Annotated in this window: 15 protein-coding genes; 12 read left to right on the top strand and 3 right to left on the bottom strand. The window is 45.0% G+C overall.

Annotated elements, in window-relative coordinates:
- Window positions 1–27: 27 nt before the first annotated feature.
- Both ACMXYR_RS16570 and ACMXYR_RS16565 read left to right on the top strand, forming a co-directional pair.
- The gene (locus ACMXYR_RS16570; RefSeq protein ID WP_415902401.1) at window positions 28–870 is read left to right on the top strand and encodes a PDZ domain-containing protein; all 843 of its coding nucleotides are present in this window, start codon (window positions 28–30) and stop codon (window positions 868–870) included.
- Window positions 854–2,302: a hypothetical protein gene (locus ACMXYR_RS16565; protein ID WP_415902400.1), complete on the top strand. Its 1,449-nt coding sequence runs from the start codon at window positions 854–856 to the stop codon at window positions 2,300–2,302. Before ACMXYR_RS16570 ends, ACMXYR_RS16565 begins: the two co-directional genes overlap by 17 nt.
- A gap of 75 nt (window positions 2,303–2,377) precedes the next feature.
- Here ACMXYR_RS16565 and folE2 read toward each other — a convergent pair whose 3' ends face one another.
- Complete coding sequence (folE2, locus tag ACMXYR_RS16560; RefSeq protein WP_415882934.1) at window positions 2,378–3,313, bottom strand: GTP cyclohydrolase FolE2; 936 nt, start codon at window positions 3,311–3,313, stop codon at window positions 2,378–2,380.
- A 514-nt stretch (window positions 3,314–3,827) separates the two neighbouring features.
- On the opposite strand from folE2, the gene ACMXYR_RS16555 reads away from it, so the two are divergent.
- Window positions 3,828–5,318 (top strand): FMN-binding glutamate synthase family protein, encoded by a 1,491-nt coding sequence (locus ACMXYR_RS16555; protein ID WP_415902399.1) that lies wholly within the window; start codon window positions 3,828–3,830, stop codon window positions 5,316–5,318.
- A gap of 77 nt (window positions 5,319–5,395) precedes the next feature.
- On the opposite strand, the gene ACMXYR_RS16550 is transcribed toward ACMXYR_RS16555, so the two are convergent.
- Together ACMXYR_RS16550 and ACMXYR_RS16545 are read right to left on the bottom strand one after the other, a co-directional pair.
- A complete protein-coding gene (locus ACMXYR_RS16550) occupies window positions 5,396–5,593 on the bottom strand; it encodes a PA3496 family putative envelope integrity protein (RefSeq protein ID WP_415882932.1) in 198 nt (65 codons plus the stop codon).
- 285 nt (window positions 5,594–5,878) lie between these two features.
- Window positions 5,879–6,772: an SIS domain-containing protein gene (locus ACMXYR_RS16545; protein WP_415882931.1), complete on the bottom strand. Its 894-nt coding sequence runs from the start codon at window positions 6,770–6,772 to the stop codon at window positions 5,879–5,881.
- Between the two features lie 145 nt (window positions 6,773–6,917).
- Here ACMXYR_RS16545 and ACMXYR_RS16540 point away from each other — a divergent pair, with 145 nt between their 5' ends.
- The 9 genes from ACMXYR_RS16540 (at window position 6,918) to ACMXYR_RS16500 (ending at window position 18,350) form a co-directional block, all read left to right on the top strand.
- Window positions 6,918–8,000 carry a TRAP transporter substrate-binding protein gene (locus ACMXYR_RS16540; protein WP_415902398.1) on the top strand — a complete coding sequence of 361 codons (1,083 nt, stop codon included), beginning with the start codon at window positions 6,918–6,920 and terminating at the stop codon, window positions 7,998–8,000.
- Between the two features lie 70 nt (window positions 8,001–8,070).
- Window positions 8,071–8,667 carry a YjaG family protein gene (locus ACMXYR_RS16535; RefSeq protein WP_415902397.1) on the top strand — a complete coding sequence of 199 codons (597 nt, stop codon included), beginning with the start codon at window positions 8,071–8,073 and terminating at the stop codon, window positions 8,665–8,667.
- A 3-nt stretch (window positions 8,668–8,670) separates the two neighbouring features.
- On the top strand, window positions 8,671–8,940 hold the full coding sequence (locus ACMXYR_RS16530) for a hypothetical protein (RefSeq protein WP_415886338.1): 270 nt from the start codon (window positions 8,671–8,673) through the stop codon (window positions 8,938–8,940).
- On the top strand, window positions 8,940–9,368 hold the full coding sequence (locus tag ACMXYR_RS16525) for a hypothetical protein (RefSeq protein ID WP_415902396.1): 429 nt from the start codon (window positions 8,940–8,942) through the stop codon (window positions 9,366–9,368). Before ACMXYR_RS16530 ends, ACMXYR_RS16525 begins: the two co-directional genes overlap by 1 nt.
- A 428-nt stretch (window positions 9,369–9,796) precedes the next feature.
- On the top strand, window positions 9,797–10,603 hold the full coding sequence (locus ACMXYR_RS16520) for a response regulator (RefSeq protein ID WP_415902395.1): 807 nt from the start codon (window positions 9,797–9,799) through the stop codon (window positions 10,601–10,603).
- Between the two features lie 20 nt (window positions 10,604–10,623).
- Window positions 10,624–10,983, top strand: a complete 360-nt coding sequence (locus tag ACMXYR_RS16515; protein ID WP_415902394.1) for a response regulator — start codon at window positions 10,624–10,626, stop codon at window positions 10,981–10,983.
- 10 nt (window positions 10,984–10,993) lie between these two features.
- Window positions 10,994–11,473: a chemotaxis protein CheW gene (locus tag ACMXYR_RS16510; protein WP_415902393.1), complete on the top strand. Its 480-nt coding sequence runs from the start codon at window positions 10,994–10,996 to the stop codon at window positions 11,471–11,473.
- Between the two features lie 16 nt (window positions 11,474–11,489).
- Entirely contained in the window at window positions 11,490–13,607 is a 2,118-nt protein-coding gene (locus tag ACMXYR_RS16505; RefSeq protein ID WP_415902392.1) for a methyl-accepting chemotaxis protein, read from the top strand.
- A gap of 21 nt (window positions 13,608–13,628) precedes the next feature.
- Entirely contained in the window at window positions 13,629–18,350 is a 4,722-nt protein-coding gene (locus ACMXYR_RS16500; protein WP_415902391.1) for a response regulator, read from the top strand.
- Window positions 18,351–18,363 lie beyond the last annotated feature (13 nt).

Genomic DNA, 18,363 nt, shown 5'->3' with positions numbered 1-18,363 from the left:
GAGCTACCTGGTTATCTCGGTATTATTATGGCGGCCGAGCCTATTGGCGAAGCTCAAGAAGATCGAGCACTTGTCCGTATAGTCGCTGTAGTGCCCGGCTCTTCTGCAGATCTAGCCGGTTTAAAGTCAGGTGATATTTTAGTTTCTTTAGATGGCGAATCCTTAGAAAGACCTCGAAAAGAGGTAACCGCTTTTCTTCGATCCCGCATTCAAAACCTTGGCGCGGGTACTGAGCTTGTTTTTAAAATCAAGCGTCGCACGGTTTCGGATCAGTTATCGGTTGATGGTCAGCCTTTAGAAAGAACGCAATCGGGATTGGCAGGCTCAGTCGTTATTCCTCACTGGGAACGCTTGCTTAATGCTTATCCCAATCAGCGGGTAACTTTGGAAGGGCGAGCCTCAGAAGAGGAAAAGTTGGTTATGACTGTTTTGAGCCCTAAACCAGGATCAGTGAACAAGGTGTTGCCAGAAAATTCGACATTACGTCCTGATCTAGAAAATGCTGAGATTTCTGTCGAAGAAGTTTTTGTACATAAAGTTATTCGGCTTTCTCCCTCTCAAGCGGCGTTGAATCAGAGTTATCAAGAGCTATTGAAACGGTTTGAAAAGGATCAGATGATTGATGACCCTTTTCGACTGAATACAGTGCGTTACCTCCATAGAGACCCATTAAAACTCTCACTTGCTACTAGAGCGTTAGGAGCGGATTTACAACGGGTTCAAAAAGGAAAGCAGCTTAATCTTGATCAATTGTTTAATGTAGCCCGATCACAGTTAGATCTTCCTAAACCTTCTGTTCTTTCAAACTTACCAATTAGGCCTTTGAAAAGAGCGACCGCTTCTGGCTCAAGTATTGCCTACCTTAGCTGAGCAGTTTGCTGAGCGTTTATTTCTCTACTTAGATGACGATGTTCAGCGTTTGAAGCAACATAATCAGGCTTTAAACATACTGAAAAAGGTGGATATTGCATCCTTAGTAGCGGCTGCAGAAGTGATATCGGTCGCAATAGAACCTGAATATTTATCTCAGCTTGAGAGTGATCTGCGTCTGTTTGAGCAGCAGCAAAGAGACCATGTAAAAGTGAAAGGGATAAAAGGCGAGGTCTTATGGTACTCAGAAAAAGGGATTCTCTTTGCCGGCAGTGGCAACAACCAATATCTAGAAAACTTCCCTGTGATTATCGATCTAGGTGGTTCTGATCAATACAGGGTGCCTGTTGCCGCTGCTCGGCCTGATTCCCCTATAGCGCTATTAATAGATCTTGGAGGAGATGATCGCTATCAGTCGGCGCAAGCCTTTGCCCAAGGCAGTGGCTTTATGGGGGTGGGGATACTCTATGATCATGCGGGTAATGATCGTTATACCAGTAATCAGCCCTTTGCCCAAGGGAGCGCCCTGAGCGGTGTGGGTTTTCTGATCGACCGACATGGGGATGATCTGTATCGAGGTATACGGTTTACCCAAGCAAGCGCATTGGGGAAAGGCTTTGCTGTTGTTGTAGATGGTAGTGGTGATGATGAGTTTGATGCTGGGGGCTTTGCTCAAGGTTTTGCCGGCCCCGGTGCTTTTACTGCTCTAATCTCTAAAGGTGGTGATGATCGCTATCATGCATCGGGCCATTATCGATCAAGTTACTCTAATGGAGTTGGGATCTACAAAGGATTTTCTCAGGGAGTTGGCGTTGGTCTTCGCCATCAAGCTTCTGGTGGGATAGGAGTGTTGCTGGATGAAGGTGGTGAAGATGCATACGAAGCCGGCAACTTTTCGCAAGGTGGTGGTTATTACTTTGGCTGGGGAGCCTTAATCGACTTTGGACAACAATCCGATGTTTATGAAGGCTCGCGCTATGCTCAAGGCTTTGCCTCCCATTCAGCGTTGGGTTCTTTCTGGGATGAAGGCGGCAATGATCATTATCAAAGTTGGGTCGGTGCGGCGAACAGTGCAGCTTGGGATCTCTCTGCGACTATTTTTTTAGATGATGCAGGAGACGATTTTTACGCCAAGGGGCATAGCTTTTCACTCGGCGCATCAGCCCACAATGGATTGGCGTTGTTTGTAGATCAGCAAGGAAAAGACACTTACCAAATGTACCCGGCGAAAAGCGGCCCTAATGATTATCATGGAGGACCCAGTCTTTCATTATTTGTGGATGCGGGTGGCGATGAAGATAGCTATCTCGTTAACAAAGTGAGTAACAATCAGGTCAATCAGAGAGGTGAGTCAGGAATAATTGTCGACCTGCCTCTGTCTTGGCATCAAATAAATGATCAGCAGTTAAAAAGGCTGTTGGAGGCGGAGTAGTTGCACTTTTAGCTATAAATTCCTGATACAAAAAAGGCAGCTATTAAGCTGCCTTTTTATCATTGGATTTTAAGCTTAGCTGTAATCAGCTGGGCTGTAACCGCCTGCAATACCTTTAGACGCTAGAGCAACTGCATCATGAGCGTGTAAGCTCTCGAAGTGCTCTACCTTCAACCAGAAGTCCGCGTACTGTTCTTGGCTTAGTAGTGCTTGTTTAACGCGTCGTGCTGCGTCTTCGCAGAACATTAAATTATGGCCATTCAAACGAGCAAACTCTTGTTCGTCAGCACGTTTTACAGCTGTTTGTACTGGTGTTTTTAATGCATCTTCAACAAGATCTATTAGATCTGTTAACGGGAATGCACCCATATCTTTATCCAGTTTAACCCAAGCTGTTGCTTGGCTACGTTGGCTATGGGGCGTAGCGAATGAGCCCTTTTCAGACTTCAACCAGTTCTCTACGTCTTCAACGTTAATGCTGCCTTTGTTGGCAAAGTCATCAGTGAATGCTTGAGCTAATAGCTGACGTGATAATGCCGCTGAACATGGGCATGTGGATGAATAAGGCACACGCGTCGCCAGTTCCAGAACTACTTCGCCATCTTTCAGAGTTGCACGTAGCGTCGTGGAGTAGCTTTTCCAACCGCTGTTATCGCTTTTTAGAGCGTCGCGCTTGATTAGGAAATCAAAATCAAAGTTTAGGAAAACCTGAGTTGAGATATCGTGATGGCTATCCAATAGGTGGGATAGGAAATCTGTTAATGCAGGAACATTCAGCGTTTGATTTTCAAAAAAGTTACTTAGCGCAAGGTAAAGGCGCGACATATGAATGCCTTTAACCTTTGGGTTTACCAGATTAACGTAGGTATTAACGCGTGCTTCGATGCTGTTGACACCTAGTTTACTATCGTCAAATTGCAGAGGGACGGTGATTCCATTCATGCCCACCCAGTCCAGAGAGCCGTGGATCTCAGGATTTTGATGGCTGGTAACGTCAGGCAAGTTGGTCATGAAGCAGGTCTTCCAATTCGGTAGTTATCAAAATCTGAATCCGTAAGCTCTTACGTATAGAAAAATAGGCTTACGTTAAACAATACCTAGTTAAATAGGGGCGTATAACGAAAAAACAAGCGCCTGTTCAAAAATGAATCAGGGTTAAGCTAAATTCGTAAATATGACCTATAAAAAAGTACTATTCCTTAGGCTGAAAGTCTAAAAAATAGAAGAGCGACGTACCATACCTCTTGATAAAGGGGGTTGGCAAATATCAGACAAAAAAAGTCGCTTTTTGGGGCATAAAATCTGTCTTTGTCGTTTAAATACCTTGCTTTTGTATGCCTTTTAAAATGTTAGAGAGTTTTAATGTTACAGCGGGATTTTCGCTTATAAGGTTAATAATGGATGCTAGCCTATTAATAACTATAGGATATTTTGATTTATCTATTTACACAGAAGCCGATACAGCATACAAACAAAGAAAAAACCTCGTTAAGAGGCGGTGCTATGTCTATAGGAGGTCCATAGCATGAATGATTCAATGTCGAGCTTTGCTATAAATTTTATCGCGTTTGTTGGGATTGCGTTCTTGGTATTGTTTGTTGTCGCAATCGTTGTGGCGGTAGTTTTATACCAAATCGATAAACATCAAACAGCGCAAACTATCCGTCGTAACTACCCTCTGATTGGTCGCTTTCGCTATCTTTTTGAACATGCTGGTGAATTTTTCCGTCAGTACTTCTTTGCGATGGACCGTGAGGAGATGCCATTTAACCGTGCGCAACGCTCTTGGGTTTATCGCGCAGCCAAGAACGTAGATAGCACTATCGCTTTTGGTTCATCTCGAGATCTGCGTATTCCAGGCACCTATTACTTTCTAAACTGTCCTTTTCCAACCCTAAAGGAAGATGCGGTAACAACGCAGAGCTTACGTATCGGTCCTTACTGTAAGACGCCTTACGATGCGGCGTCTTTTTTTAATATTTCCGGCATGAGTTACGGCGCACTGTCACGACCTGCAATCGAGGCCTTGTCTCAAGGAGCTAAGAAAGCGGGGTGCTGGATGAATACAGGTGAAGGTGGTGTATCGCCTTTCCACTTAGAGTCTGGTTGCGACATTGTTTATCAGATTGGTACTGCGAAATATGGTTTACGTGATGATGAGGGTAAGTTCTCGGAGGAAAAGCTAAAAGAGAAAGGCGAGATTCCTCAGGTAAAAATGTTCGAGATCAAACTGAGTCAGGGGGCTAAACCGGGTAAGGGCGGTATCTTGCCGGGTGAGAAGGTTACAGCAGAAATTGCTGCGGTACGCGGCATTCCTGTGGGCCAAGATTCTTTGAGCCCTAACCGCCATCCAGATATTGCTTCAATTGATGATCTGCTCGATATGATTGAGAAGGTTCGTCGCATCACTGGTAAACCTTGTGGTTTCAAAATGGTGTTGGGTGATGCTGAGTGGCTCGATGAATTTTGCGAATCGGTTAACAAGCGTGGTGTAGAGAGTGCTCCAGACTTTATTACCCTAGATGGTTGTGACGGTGGTACAGGTGCTGCGCCAATGCCGTTGATGGACAGTGTCGGTCTTCCTTTACGAGAGAGTTTACCTATTTTGGTAAACAAACTTATGGCTCACAACCTGCGTGAGCGTGTCCGAGTTATTGCCTCAGGTAAATTGATTAACCCTACTGATGTTGGTGCTGCCCTTTGTATGGGGGCTGATTTCACTGTAACGGGTCGTGGCTTTATGTTTGCTCTGGGTTGTATTCAGGCATTGCAGTGTAATAAAAATACCTGTCCGACCGGCATCACTACCCATGATCCCGATCTTCAGCGCGGTTTAGTACCGATGGTTAAAGCAGATCGTGTCGCTAACTATCACAATCATTTGGTACATGAGGTGGAGATGATCGCCCACTCTTGTGGTGTAACCGAGCCGCGTCAGCTTAAGCGTAAGCATTGCGCAATCGTGGTGGAAGGTAGCCGGTCTATACCACTGAATATTCTCTATCCAGAGTATTAGTAAACAACCCAAGCAAAAACGCCAGTCATTAGGACTGGCGTTTTTATTTGTAAGTAATCATAGCGAGTGATTTTACGTTACTCATCAAACCAACATTCGTCGATGTGAGAGGCGAGTTCTTTTTCTTCTTGGCGTTGTTCGATGGCTCGGCGAGCTCTAAGCGCGCGGCGCGTTGCGAGTTTTTTGCGGGAAAGTTTTTCTTCTTCTTCAAAACCCACTAACAGATCGAATACTTCAACCTGGGTTTCGTTAAGCTCTTCAGTTTTATGCAGCATAGTAAGCTCCTGATCTTATCTTAACGGTCAGAAGGCCCATCGAGCGAAGCAGTAACTGATTATGCATGTTAAGGCATAAACCCTTCGCTCCTCGATGAGGGGCTCTGGTGAAGTTGCTTAATAGAAAGATTTCTATCAAACACGCTTTTTAATACAGCCTTATCTCTGTTTTATAATAGCTCTGAACAAATATCAAACAGTTTTCGGCGAATTCCGAGAGGAATATTAAAAAGCCTGTGTTGCAAAAGGGTGAAGAAGAGATGTCACAAATGTGACAGAAATCGCTTAATCTTCGTCCATTTCATCGGCAGGACGAGCGCTTGGGCGCTTGTCATTTTGACGTAAAGATCTGAGGCTACGTTTGATAGTTTTTAGATGATCAACCAGCCCTGGCCCTAGCTTCATCGCTACACCAACAGCGAGTACATCAATAACAACTAGATGAAGTACGCGAGAAGACATAAGGGTGCTTAGATCTTTATCTTCTTCCAGATCAATATGGATCGGAATGCTCGCAAGATCAGCTAGGGGAGTATCACTTGGGCAGAGTGAGATAACGGTTGTGCCGGTTTCTTTTACCAGCTTGACTGTATGTAAAAGATCTTTGGTACGACCTGTTTGAGAGATAGCCACTACGACATCACGATCATCAAGCGATACAGCTGAGATAGCTTGCATATGCGGATCGGAATAAGAGGTGCTGGATACTTTCAAACGGTGGAATTTATGCGCGGCGTCAGTACAAACTGGAGCCGATGCACCAAAGCCATAGAACTCGACACGGCGAGCCTTAGCTAGAGCAGCGATCGCACGCTCAACTGTAGTGGTATCTAATTGCTCTTTGATATTGAGCAAGTTACCAATCATGGAATCGAAGATCTTTTCTTTAAACTCAGTCACAGTGTCTTTTGAGTTTAGGGAAAATTGCTCGAAGTGATTATTACTGGCTAAACCTTGAGCTAAGGTGAGTTTGAAATCTTGGAAGCCATCGTAGCTAAGGGCACGACAGAAACGAACCACGGTAGGCTCACTGACATTTGCTTCAGATGCTAGATCAACAATACGCATATGGATCACTTCATTAGCGTGAGCTAAAACATAATCCGCAACTTTTTGCTCTGACTTCCTTAAGTTCTCACGCGCTTGCGCAATCGACTTAAGCAGATTGAACGAGTTCAACCCTACACCTCACTTAGCACTTATAAATTAATACTACAGTTTTAAGTATAACAACCTTCTGACGCTCAGATCATCATTTGTTGTAAATTGCGGAGTGAAAAATCGCATGTTATTTTCGTTAAAAAAATAAATAAGGTTTCCATTTGTGAAACGTCGTAAGTTTATTCATCAAGCAGGTTCTCTGCCCATTGCCGCCGCTTTAGCGACGGCTCCTCAAGTTGGTAATGCAGCACTTATTCCTGAATTTCGTTGGAATATGGTCACGACTTGGCCTAAAAACTTCCCGGGGTTTGGCATGGGGGCTAATTTTCTCGCCAACTTAATCAATGAGATGAGTGGTGGCCGTATCCAGATATCTGTTTATGGTGCCCATGAGAAAGTTGCTCCTTCAGAAGTCTTTGATACGGTCTCCCTAGGCAAAGTCGAAATGGGGCATGGCGCTGCATTTTATTGGCAAGATAAAGTCAGGGCAGCGCAGTTTTTTGCGGCGGTACCTTTTGGCATGACTGCGCAAGAAATGAATGCTTGGTTGTATCAAGGGCGTGGCCTCGAACTTTGGCAGGAACTTTATGCTGAATACGATTTAATCCCTGCTGCTTGTGGTAATACCGGCGTACAAATGGGTGGTTGGTTTAATCGTGAAATTAACAGCATTGACGATTTTAAAGGTCTAAAAATGCGTATTCCCGGCTTAGGCGGGGAGGTGGTGAAACGTCTAGGTGCGGAACCGGTATTGTTATCGGGAGATGAGATCTTTCGAGCGCTTGAACAGGGGGAGATAGAGGCTGCTGAGTGGGCTGCTCCGTACAACGATGTCGCGCTGGGCCTTTATAAAGTTGCTAAATATTACTACTACCCCGGTTGGCATGAGCCTGGTACAACCATTGAATGCATCGTCAATAAACAAGCGATGAACCAGTTGCCGAAAGATCTGCAATTGATCGTGACTAATGCCATGAAAGTGGCTAACCAAGAGATGCTAGCGGAGCTTACTGCAAAAAATCACCGTGCCTTAGAAGTGTTGTTAAAGGTGCATAAGGTTGAGTTACGCCCGTTTCCTGATGAGGTGTTGGAGCAACTTCGTTTAGCGTCTCATGAAGTGATTCAGCTAGAGTTAGAAAAAGATCCCAGAGCGGTCAAAATCTACGAATCATTCGAGAACTTTAGACAGCAAGCGATGGCTTGGCACGATGTCTCGGAGCGGGCTTATATGCTCGCGCGAGAATAGCTACAGATTTCACTGCAATTAGCCGTAAAACCGGTACAATAAACACTTTCCAATAGTTCAGGTGGATTAGATGTCTGATCAGCGCTTTGACAAAGAGTTTTACGATCTTAAAGATTGGCAGTTAGCGGCCTACTGCGCTGCAGTCTCAGAACGCATGTTCCCTAATTTTGCTCTGTTTGCTCGTTTGATGGAGTTTGGTGATGTCAGCAAAATGCGTCAACTTCTGGATGCGGTTTGGGATCACCTGAACAATACCGGTGCAAAAATGAACTTCGAAGTTCAGCTGGATAAGGTGGAAGAAAATATGCCTGATCTAGATGATTTTGATATGTATGGTGCATCACCAGCTTTGGATGCTGTTGTCGCATTGTTCTCTACACTTAACACCGTAATCGCCGCAGATGCCAGCGAAGTTATTGCTGTAGCAAATATGTCTCGTGAGTCTGTGGCAGGGTTTATTGAGCTAAACGCGGATGATCAGATCTCTGATGATGAGCTGGTTAAATTCATCAATACACACGACCTGATGTTGCAAGAAGATGATTTCCAAGCAGATATCCTAGAGATCATTCAAGATGACCTCCCACGCCGTGATGCTTTGCAAGAGCTACGTGAACTAGCACATAACGACGGTTACAGTAACCTAGGCATAAGTGATAGCGAATAGTTCATGCTACGAATTGGTTTAATACTTCTGGTTTTGCCATCAATTGCTTTGATGGTTCTTTTCTATGTTGATCAAAGCGCCGTTGATGCGTGTTTAGATCAGGGCGGTTCATATAACTATGATCTGGCTGAATGTGATCTTGAGCAGGAACACCCATTTAAACCTTTATTAGTTAGGCACCCATTGGTGGTGAATGGCGGCATGTTGCTGTCAGTTGTGGGTGTATTTATGTGTATGAAAGGACTGCTTTGGCGTCCACGTAAGGAAGCCTGATGGTTAAAAAGATTATTTGGGGAATTCTGTTACTGCTTGCAGCGGGTATTTTCTTGGCTTGGTTAACACAAGATAAGTGGTTACCAGGTTGGAATCAGGAACTTGCTGATCAGAATAGCGAATTTCAGCAAAAAGGATTGGAGCTAGGACAACAATCTGATCAGCAAACTTGTCTTGAGGAAGCGCTAAGTAGCTTTAATCAATGCTCAGGATTTAGTTGTACGATTAAGCACGGAAAATTCTTAAAAGCCTGTCTAAACAATGCATCGCCGAGTGAAAACTTCTGTAAGGACGTTCCTGAATTCAGAGAGGAGCGTACTGAAGATGATAAATCATGGGCGCGCCACGCCTGCTGGAGTCGGGATGTTCGAGGTGAAGGTTGTCGCCTCCTGATGCGGCAACAGCAGCTATTTTGCAGTGAAAAGTAATGAAACGGACCTAAAGGTCCGTTTTTTTTAGTTGCTATATTAATTTAAAAAGTTCTAACATAAGACCACTCTCAGTTAGTGCACAAGAGGTTTTATTCATTTAATAAAATCGGTAGTGTATAGAGACGGACGTTTTTTAGACGTCACTAATAAAAATAAAAATTATAGAGTAGAGATGGAGACTGGTAACCGCATTTTTTATGCTGTGGGTTGCTGGTGCTAGCTTATGGAAGTCATGTGTTACTGCAATGGTAGTTCACAGCGAGTTGGTTGTGATGCCGCAGCATTAATGAAAAAAGCGCCATGTATTATCCCGCGTTCGTCAGGGGTAGTTCAGGGCAGTTTTAATAATTTAGATGATATTCATCATCTAATTCCCTCTCGATTTTTAGCATATCCCATTTCATCTGTAAGGGTATGGGGCTGATATGCTGATAGGTTCAATAGGTTTTCCTAACGATCAACGGGCTAAGCTAGAAAAGATTTTCAAGTTGTCTAAACAGACCCGTTATACGTTGGTAACTCCCGATTTTTCTGAGCTTCCTGACCTGCTGCTCGTATTTGGATTTGACCTCTCTCTATACCCTGAATTAGCCGAGATCCATCAGAGTTACCATGCCCGCATCATTTTGGTTGGCCGTGGTAAACCTCAAACTGATAAACATGCTCATCTTGGCTACCCTCTGGTTTCCTCTCGCGTTTTACGTGCATTAGATAAAATGACACTCGAAAACGAAGAGATGGATTTTGTGTCTGCTAAACAGGAACCGGAAGAAGATACTTTCAGTAAATACACTGCACCTAAGCCTATGGAAAGTGCTGCAGTTGAAAGTGGTCGAACCAGTTATCAAGTGCTGGTGGTGGATGATAACGATGTAATGCAACAGGCATTAAATGCTGAGCTACAACAGTTACCGCTACCAGTTAATGTGCACTTTGCCGGTTCTGGTGAAGAAGCACTCGCGAATGTAACAGACCATAGTTATGACTTTATTTTTCTGGATGTGGTTATGCCTGGAATGGATGGATTTGAAGCCTGTACTGAGATGCGTAAACGACCAGACTTAAAGAAAACCCCAATCATCATGCTGACCTCTAAGACATCACCTATGGATGAGGTGAAGGGAATTATGTCTGGCTGTTCCACTTATCTGACCAAGCCAATAGTGCATGAGGAGTTTCAGAAGGTGATCGGCCGAGTATCCAATTGGGTTGATGAATTTCAGAAAGCGTAAGTAGTAAATGGAGCTATCCAGTGAAAAAAGTATTGGTTGTTGAAGATGACCTAGTTCAGCAAAAGCATATTTGTACAGTATTGGCTTCTTGCGGTGTAGAAGTAGTCGCTGCCAACGATGGCAAACAGGGCCTTGAAAAAGCAAAGACAGAAAATCCTGATCTGATTTTTATGGATATCGTCATGCCTGAAATGGATGGTTACTCAGCCTGTCGTCAGATAACTTCTGACGAAGCAACAAAACATATTCCTGTCGTGATTGTATCGAGTAAAAACGAAGAGGCCGATAAGGTTTGGGCACAGTTACAAGGTGCAACAGCCATGGTCCCTAAGCCGTTTACTGATGCAGAACTTATGGCGCAAATTTCTGCGTTAACTTGAGACATACGCGATGGATGCTCAGCTAACAATAAATATAAAAGCGGATGATAAGCCTAGCATTCACCAGATTCGGCACGGTTTTGAAATCGGTAGTTACCAGCTACTTATCCCGGAATTAACCCGAGCAGAGGTGGTGAAAGCTCCCTCAATTTGTTTGACCCCATCTACACCTGACTGGTTCGCCGGATTTATGAATCACCGTGGCGAAATGGTGCCTGTTTATGATCTGAATAGGTACTTAGAAATCTTAGATGGCAACACAGCCCCGCAATCTTGGGTATTGCTGATCGGTGATCATCCGCAGACAGTTGGTGTCTTATTGACCCAACCACCTCAGAGTATCACTGACCCAGTTTTACTGGATCAAGCATGTGGGGATCTGCCTGATGTTATCCGTCAGGCAGCGGGACAGGTATATGAGCATCAAAATCGACACTGGGTTGAAATTGATCACCACCGATTGTTCCTAGCCTTGAAGAAACAGTTTTAAAAGTACGGAGTGAGCTATGCAGTCTTTTTGGGAATTTAAGAACATTAGGATACCGATTAAGTTCGCAATCGTATTAGGATTGCTCTGTGCCGGTCTGTTCTTTATGAGTGCGTCCTACTACCAGACGATTGTTCTGCAAGAGGCAGCTAAACAGCGTTCTCAAAACTTAAATAGCTTCCTACTGTTGGTACGAGATATCCAGGAAAGTGTGGCCGAGGCCCGTTTCCAAGAGAAGAGCTTTCAGGTAGCGAAGGAGATGGATCGCCTATCCATCTATAACGATGTAATGGCGAAATTGGATCAAGATATCCTAAGCCTTAAGACCTATCTACGCACTGATAAAGATAAACAGCTGGTAGAACAGTTCCAAGTCATCATAGATCAGTATCAAGATGCCTTTTACGATGCATCTGAAACTGCGATCCAGATCGGGGTAAGTAAGGATGAAGGTCTATCCGCTGAAATCCGTACCCTTATTTCACAAACTGAACCTTTAGTTCTATGGATCAACCGTAACTGGGTTCGTGATCAATTGTCGGTTGTGCAAACCGATCTTGATAAATATATCGCTACTGATGGTCGGGAAGTTGACTTAGATATTATTCAAACAGACCTGTATACCATCAGAAGACAGATCCAAACGGCTCACCTAGATTCCAGCAAGGTTAAATCTCTATCCGATAGTCGTGCGTCTGCTTCAGGCAATATCGAGCAGATTGAATTATTGGTTACCGAACTAGCAGAAGCGATCGAGCGTAAACAAACTCAGTTTGCCAGCCTACAAGAGATTATCGATAAACTGGCTCCAAAGATTGATGAAGTAACCGAGCTAGCAGCAAGCTACAAGGTACAAAACGATCTGTTGATTGCTGACGATACCACTGAGATGGCGACCTACTTCTTGATCTCTATCGGCTTGATGATCGTGGCGATGGCCATCTCTCTATCCATCATCAAATATGGCGTAATTGATCCACTGAAAACTATCCAGTCAGCGGTAGATAAAGTACGTGAAGGCGATGTCGAAGCACGAAGTGGCTTGGACACGCAAGACGAATTGGGTCAGCTATCGAGCGTATTGGATAACATGCTTGATGAGAAAGAGAACGCACTTCAAGTTAAGGAACAAGAGAACCAACGCCTTAACAGCTCGATCATTACTTTGATCCAGAACGTATTCCAGATTTCCCAGCGAGACCTAACAGTGCGCGTACCTGTAGCAGAAGATGTAACGGGTGCGGTATCTGATTCCATTAACCAGTTGGTAGAGTCGATCGAATCGGTATTGCAGGAAGTAAACAGCGTATCCACCCGTGTAAATGATGCATCGGTTCAGGTGAAATCTCAGTCCGAAACGGTATTGAGCTATGCGGAACGAGAGAAAGAGGAGATCAGTGAAACATTGAACGGTTTGGACTCCGCAATTCGTGCAATGGAATTGATCTCTAAACTGGCCGTACTGTCGAACAACGCATCTCAGAAAGCGATCAAAACATCTGAAACGGCGATGGACTCAGTATCTCAGACGATCGACAGTATCAACAAAATCCGCCAGACCATCCATGAGGCGGAAAAACGTATCAAACGCTTGGGTGAACGTTCTCAAGAGATCGGTGGTATCGTCAACCTAATCAACAACATCTCGGAACGTACCCACGTACTATCCCTTAACGCGAGTATGCACGCGGCGTCAGCTGGTGAAGCGGGTCGTGGTTTGATGGTGGTAGTAGATGAGGTACAACGTCTTGCGGAGAACTCCCGTGAAGCGACCTCTGAGATCGAATCTCTAGTAAATAATATCCAGCTTGAGACATCGGATACGATTAACGTAATCAACAACGTAATCACTGACGTAGTCGAGGGCACGCGCCTAGCGGAAGAAGCGGGTGAGCGTATGGATGAGACCCGTGCCACTACTCAGACTCTGGTAGATTCCGTAGTACGTATCGCACACAGCTCGGTGAAACAGGCGAAAGTAGCGGAAGAGCTACGTACCCGTGCAAACAGCATTAACGAAACCACTCAAGCGACCAACGCCGAAATGAAGCAGCAGGCTCAGCTATCCGATGAGCTGGTAGACGCGGCCGACGAGCTTCAGAAATCAGTTAGTGTATTTAAACTCGCTTCATCCTGAGAATAGGTGGGATAGAGATCAATGTTTGATCCTAAACTAGCCATCGAGTGGCTGACAGCGAAGCAGAAGCTTTGCCTGAAAATGGAGCTGCCTCTAACAGAACTGGTAGTCGAGCTGTATGAGTACGTAGACCAGTTTAGTGAGCATAACCTTACCGGGCTATCTGACTTTCTAGCGTTGTATGCTGAGCTGTTGGAGTCTTTAGATGAGACTCAACTAAAGCAAACCGAAACCGTTATGTCAGAGATATCTGACAAACTGCAGGGCTTGTTTTCTCAGTCACCAGAGGAAGTCGCGCAAGGCTTAGTGACGTTATTGCAAAGTGACGATTGGCCAGAGCCCGTAGTTGCTGAAGATGCTGAATTCCTATTCGAACTTTTACAAGATGACGGTTGCCAGCTGCAATCACAATCACAGGTAAGTGATGTTGAACAGGTTGAGCTGACTGCAGAAGTTGATGAGTCGAATGCTTCTGAGGCAGATTCAGAATCACCTAGCCATCCGATTGCGGTTGAGTTGGTTGAGCTTTTACAAGCTATCGCTGTTTCATTATCTACGCTCTCTGAAGAGCAATCTGATCACCTCTATGATCTGATTGATCGCTGCTCTGAAGATGATTTGACCGGTGTGGCGGATACGCTGGCGCTTTACGGTGAGCTACTTCAGCAAATAGATGAGCTGGAAGATGCCCAGATTGTGACGCAATTAAATACAGCACTCATCAACCTTCTACAGAACTTAAACCCTCAAGAGATTGAGCCGGCACTCGAATTGATGAAAGACTCAGCTTGGGTAGAACCGGTCGTTGATGAGGATGTTAGCTTCCTGATTGATCTACTGCGCAGCGATTTTAATACCTTAGCAGGCGATGTTGCGCTGAAGAGCTCTGATGATGTGGAAGAACTTGTAACAGAACCTGAACTATCTATTGATCCAATAGAGTCAGCTGCATCTGCTGAGCAATGTTGGCCTGAACTTGTGCCATTGTTGCGACAAATGGCAGTTGATATCGCCCTGTTTGAAGCTGAATATAGCGATCAATTCTATGATTTGATTGATCGCTATTCCGAAGAGGATTGGGCAGGTATTGCTGATATGTTGGCCCTGTATGGCGAGCTATTACAGCAACTCGGGGAGCTTGAAGGTTCTCACATAGCTACCAAGCTAAATAGTGCGATTATTCGTTTGTTAGAGCAACCAAGTGAACAGAATATTGATTCACTACTGGCCCTTATGAATGATTCCGCATGGATTGAACCTGTGCCTGAGGAAGACGCTAGTTTTCTTCGCGATCTGTTATTGGGTGATTGTCAGAAATTAGGTGTTGAATGTGATGACACCGCTCAAAGTGAATTGCTTGAGCCGTCGATCGAAGCTGATCTGCCACAACCTTCACAAAGTGACATATCGAATAAACTGCCAGCATTATTGCCATTGCTACGGCAGGTTGGCGAGGATCTAGATCGTTTTGAAGAACTCCACTCCGATCAATTCTACGAGTTAATTGATGATTATTCTGAGGATGATTGGACCGGTATTACTGACATGCTTGCGTTGTACGGAGAGCTACTACTGCAAGTACCTGAATTATCAGACCTAGCGGTAGTCGAACAGCTACATCGTGCGATAGAAAATCTATTAGAGTCTGCAGATGATCAACAGGTTGAGTCTGTATTGAATTTGATGGTTGAGTCCGGTTGGTCAGAGCCTGTTTTGGCTGAAGATACCGATTTCTTAAAGCCCCTTCTTGCGCAAGATTTAGAGCGATTACGTGAAGAGTTTAGTAGCAGCGATTCATGTGATGACGAAGCTGATGTTGTTGAAGAGTTAGTGGTTGAAGAGCTAGTGGTTGAAGCTGAAGCTAGTGTCGCAATTCTGCCTGAACCACCGGCTTTCTGTGAGATTGATCAGGCTGTGTTGGAGCAGGGGAGTGCCCAAGTGGATCCTGCGGTTGTCACAATGCTGTCGCAATCAATTCAGCAGCTATCTGATCAGTGGTTGCAGACTGAGATAGAGCCATCAACGGTAGAAGAGAGCATTGATGGTCTAGAAACCGTTATTCGTGCACTACAGACCATTAACCTTAATGGTGCAAAAGTGCTGGTTGAAGGCTTAATTGCGAACCTAAGTTATCTACAGCAACATCAGATTCCGCTTCTAGAAGACAAAATTAATGCAGTTTATAGCGCCCTTAACTGCTTACTGGATTACTTCTCTGATCTCGGTGCTGCAGAACATCAACAAGCACTGTTGACTGCTTTTAGTCATGAATCCCTGCCTTGCAGACCTACGGCTGAAGAAACTAAATATATTACTGATCTGTTTGCGCTGGCTTCGCTGCAGACCAGTGATGATCTGGTGCGGGAGGAAGCCAAACCTGAAGATGTTGAATTACATGAGTCGGGTGAAATCGATCCTCAGTTATCGGATATGCTGTACAACGAACTACCGACGCTGTCGGACGAATACTTAGACAGTATTCAGCAGTTGTTGGATCAGGAGCATAAGCCTGCATTACGTAGTGCTCAGCGTGCGGTACATACCTTGAAAGGCTTGGCCAATATGGCGGGTATCAAGGGCTTGGCTAACTTGGCTCACCGCCTAGAAGATGTATTGGAATTCTTAGCGGATCAGGATCAGCTGCCTACAGGTAGTTTGAAAGATGATCTGTTTGAAGCGTCTGATTGCTTAGCTGCAATGGCAGAGGCTATCACTGCAGGCGGGAGCGCGCCTGACAATGCTCTTTCGACGTTACAGTTGATCATGGATTGGGATTACCGCCTTAAAACAGAAGGTGTGGACGCCCTTGATAAAGAACAAGAACGTACAGTTGTAGAACCGGCGGTTGCAAGTGCTGATGATTCTGCTGATGTGACTGAAAAACCACAAGCAAGTGAAGCAGAGGCTCCTGCAGTAGACAGCGCTCGAGAAGAAAACCAGGTCTTCCGAGTACCGCGTACGGTATTGGACACCCTGTTCCGTTTGGCGGGTGAGTCAAATACGTTGAACGCCCAGCTTGATGAAGAGGTTACACAGTTACGCGGCTTTACTCGAACTAACCGTGAGCGTCATCGTAACTTGCAGCGTGTTCTCTTTGAATTGGAGCAACAGTTCAGCGAGCAGATGAATCTACAGCCTCACCTGGATGAAAACGCGGATGACTTCGACCCACTTGAGATGGACCGCTATAACGAAATGCACACGACCATCTCTCGTGTACAAGAGGCGGTAGCAGACGTGCGTGAGGTAACTCAGGAGATGGAAGGGCATATCCATAGCTTGAGTACCCTCCATATCGCGCAATCCAGCTTGCAGAAAGAGACCCTCGACAATGTTTTAAGTACACGACAAGTCGAAGTCAGTACGATCTCTTCACGTTTACAGCGTATCTTGCGACAAGTATGCCGTTCTACCGGTAAAGAGGCACGTTTGGTTATTCAGGGTGAAGATACGCTGGTGGATAGCAATATCTTGAATCAGCTAGCTGACCCTCTGATGCATATCATTCGAAATGCGGTCGATCATGGTCTAGAAAGTACAGGTTTAAGGCGTCAACGAGGTAAGCCTGAGCAGGGTACGATCACTTTAAGTTTCGGCCTCCACGATGGTCAGATCAAAGTAAGCTGTAAAGATGACGGTGATGGCATCAATACCCAGCGGGTATTAGCAGTGGCTCATGATAAGAAATTGATCGAGCCTGATCTGCCATTGAGTTCAGATGATGTATACCGACTCATACTTATTCCTGGTTTCTCAACTCGTGATGAAATTAGTCAATTGTCCGGTCGCGGCATTGGTATGGATGTGGTGTATCAGCAGATCTTGCGCCTACAAGGTACCTTGGATATCCAATCGACCTCAGGTGAAGGTACAGCCTTTACCTTGGCGATGCCTGCCAGCTCCTTGATGGTTAAAACTTTGCTAGTTCGCTGTGGTAAACAGGTATTTGCTTTATCTGGGCATGGTGTTGAGCAGAGCTTAATTTCGCTGGATGGCCAGTTCCAAGAAACCGAAGAGGAGCTTTCCTTTATCCACGAAGGTGATAGCTATCCAGTATTTATGCTGGAAAACCTTCTGCATCAACGTAAGCATCTCTATCTTGAGCCGGGTGCCGTACACCCAGTATTGATTGTTAATATGGCACAAGGTGAACGAGTGGCTGTTTTGGTCAAAGAGATCATCGCTCACCGAGAACTGGCCTTTAAACAGATGGGCGAATATGTACCGGATCTTCCAGGTATTCCGGGCCTTACTATTCTTGCCAACGGTGAAGCGGCGCCAATCGTCGATTTACCAGCACGTATTCGACATCAACGTACAACATTGTCCGATCAGCCAGTGCTGATTGACAGTGATATAGATTTGGAGCTTCCACGCTTATTGGTTGTGGATGATTCATTGAGTGCGCGGAAATCTCTTGAGACCTTGTTGAAAGACACCGGTTATGAAGTGATGACGGCGATAGACGGTTTGGATGCGTTGAATCAGGTGCGTAAGCGCCAGCCTGATTTAATTCTGACTGATATGGAGATGCCTCGTATGGGGGGCGTTGAACTTTCCACCATATTGAAAAACCGTGAAGAAACGGCTCATATCCCAGTGATAATGATCACCTCGCGATCGACTGATAAACATAGATTAGAGGCAACGGATGCAGGAGTCGATGTGTATCTGACCAAACCTTGGTCAGAAAACCATTTATTAGATCAGGTGGAGAGCTTATTAGCTGAAGCTTGCGTCTAAAGAGGAGTATCTG

Source organism: Neptuniibacter sp. QD29_5, assembly GCF_047778125.1.
Lineage (GTDB): Bacteria > Pseudomonadota > Gammaproteobacteria > Pseudomonadales > Balneatricaceae > Neptuniibacter.
The sequence above is the reverse complement of the archived record's forward strand: the minus strand, read 5'-3'. Positions and strand labels throughout refer to the sequence as shown.